2 protein-coding genes are annotated in these 2,629 nt (G+C 37.5%); one reads left to right on the top strand and one right to left on the bottom strand.

The window, feature by feature from the left end:
• On the top strand, window positions 1-2,007 hold a 2,007-nt coding region (locus tag AA81_RS11490), incomplete at its 5' end, for a PolC-type DNA polymerase III family protein (RefSeq protein ID WP_500690316.1).
• Window positions 2,008-2,013: 6 nt separating this feature from the next.
• Here AA81_RS11490 and AA81_RS11485 read toward each other — a convergent pair.
• Entirely contained in the window at window positions 2,014-2,466 is a 453-nt protein-coding gene (locus AA81_RS11485; protein ID WP_103899094.1) for a nucleotidyltransferase domain-containing protein, read from the bottom strand.
• Window positions 2,467-2,629: the final 163 nt, after the last annotated feature.

The raw sequence follows: 2,629 nt of genomic DNA, 5'->3' as shown, positions 1-2,629 counted from the left end.
GATGTTCATTATTTGAGAGAAGAAGATCGAGAGTATTTAAACGCTATGATCGTTGGTACCTCTACAAAGAGTAAACCAAGGAAGACTACGCGAAGTGTTAATTATTTTAGAAGCACTTCTCAGATGTACGATGCGGCATTTGAGATCTTTAAAAAGCACGGCATTGCAAAAGAAATCGTTGTGAAAAATCCGAATAAAATCGCTGGTGAGGTAGAGGAGTTTGCCCCTTTTGATTTTAAATTGAAGGCGCCTATTATCCCTTCTGCCGACCAAAATTTGAGAGATATCGTTTATAACAACGCAAAAAAGATGTATGGAGAAAAGTTGCACCGTATAATTATAGATAGGATAGAGAAGGAATTGAAAAGTATAATAGATAACGGGTATGCTGTGATATTTTTGATCTCAGCCGATATGGTCAAGAAGTCTTTAGAGATGGGCTATCCGATCGGTTCGAGGGGGTCAGTTGGTTCTTCGCTCGTCGCTTTTCTTTTGGGGATAACGGAGGTTAATCCTTTGCCTCCACATTATTTTTGTGAGAGTTGTGGGTTTATAGAGTTCAGTGAGGATTTAAACTTGAGTGGTTTTGATTTAAAAGAGAAGTCATGCCCAAATTGTGGTGCGATTTTGAACTCCGATGGGCATAATATAAGGTTTGAGGTTTTTATGGGGTATTCTGGTGAGAAGATCCCAGATATAGACGTGAATTTTTCGGCTGAGATATTCAACGATATACAAAGGTTCTTGGAAGAGAAATTTGGTAGGAACTATTGTTACAAGGCAGGTACGATAAGTACCATCTCGAGGTACAACGCTTTGAAGATGGCGTTCAATTATTTCAAGGATGAAGATATGAATTTTGCACATCTTTTCTGGGTTTCTCAAAAAATAAAAGGGACAAAGTTGAATACAGGTCAACATCCATCGGCTATGATAATAATCCCTCAAGAGTACGATGTTCACGATTTTACTCCTTATCAATATTCTGCAAATTCTCCTGAGATTGGTATTGTTACGACACATTACGATTTTAAGGCTTTAGAAAATGATTTGCTGAAAATAGATGTGTTGTCACATGATGGTCCAACCTTTTTAAAAATGCTTAAGGATTTAACCGGTTACGATTACAACAATATTTCGATGCACGATGAGCGGGTTCTTTCACTTTTCTCTTCTACAAAGGAGTTGGGAGTGGATCTTTCAGAGATAGGTACGGAGATTGGAACGTTGGGTGTACCGGAAGTTTGGACACCTTTTTCCCACAAGATGCTCACCGAGACAAGGCCCAAAACTTTTTACGATCTGTGTAGGACGAATTCACTTGCACACGGAACGGATATTTGGTTCAACAACGCCCGCGAGATAGTTTTGAAGAATGTTGCAGGTATCGATCAGATCGTTAGCTGCAGAGACGATATTTTGACAACGCTTGAGTATTTTGGAGTGGAACCAAAAACGGCCTTTATGATCATGGAAAAAGTGAGAAAGGGGAAAGAGCTTACAGAGAAAGAACTGAAGGCGATAGATGATTCAGAAGCTCCCGAATGGTACCTTGATTCTTTGAAGAAGATTCATTATCTATTCCCAAAGGCCCATGCGGTTGCCTACATGATAATGGCGTGCAAGATAGCGTTTTACAAGCTTTATCATCCTCTTGAGTTTTACAGCGTTTATTTCACTATCAGAACGAGGTTTTTTGATATTGATATTATAATGGATGAAGCATTGACGGTTCAGACGATTACGAAGCTTTCAAAAAAGGAATTCCAACATAATTACGAAGAGTCCAATTTTTATTCCACGCTTAAAACCGCCTACGAGATGAGAAAGAGAGGTTTTGGCTTTTTAAGACCGGATCTTTACAAGAGTGAAGCAAAGGTTTTTAAAATTGAAGGGGAATATTTGAGGATTCCTCTGACCAAAGTGAGAAATATTGGTAGTAAGAATGCCCAGCGGATCTTGAAGGAAAGGGGAGAAGCTATAACCGAGAATATAGAACTTTTTTGAGATATTTCATTTCTCCTCGAATTTTTCTAATACTTCTTTATGGTATAAATCGAGGACATATTTAAAATCCGCAGCACGCCTTAATATCATCATTTCGTATTCATCTTTAAAACTTTCTGATTCACTATATACACATATGCCTTTTAAAGCTTCAGTCTGGAATACAGAATGAGTTTCTTGTAAAAATACCAGATCTAATTTGTAAGGTTTAAATAATTCTTCTAATTCATTGTATATACTTGCATAAAGCTTGTATCTGTGCTTTATACTATCCAAATCAAACAAAAAAACTATTCCCACATCTATGTCTGTGAGAGGATCATCTATTTTTATATTGTAATCATCATTGTTTTTTAGCAACTGATAAGCCTTTTCTTTCTGCGAGCCGAACAAATAAACTAACCCTATTTTATATTTTTTACACAAATCTTTTAGGAATTCTAATTTGTCCTGAACCATGTTGTTCACCTACTTAATTCGACTGTATTTAAATCTTATACTGTCTTGGGAAACTTTAAAACGATAGATGTAGCGCCCTTTCACCCCGCTCCCCACCAATGAGGAAAAGTATCTTTATTAGCGCTTCTTCGCCCCGCTGCTCGCCCATAAGAGGAGTAAATTG

The organism is Petrotoga halophila DSM 16923 (assembly GCF_002924615.1).
Note: the sequence above shows the minus strand (reverse complement) of the source record. Positions and strands in the feature narration are given on the sequence as shown.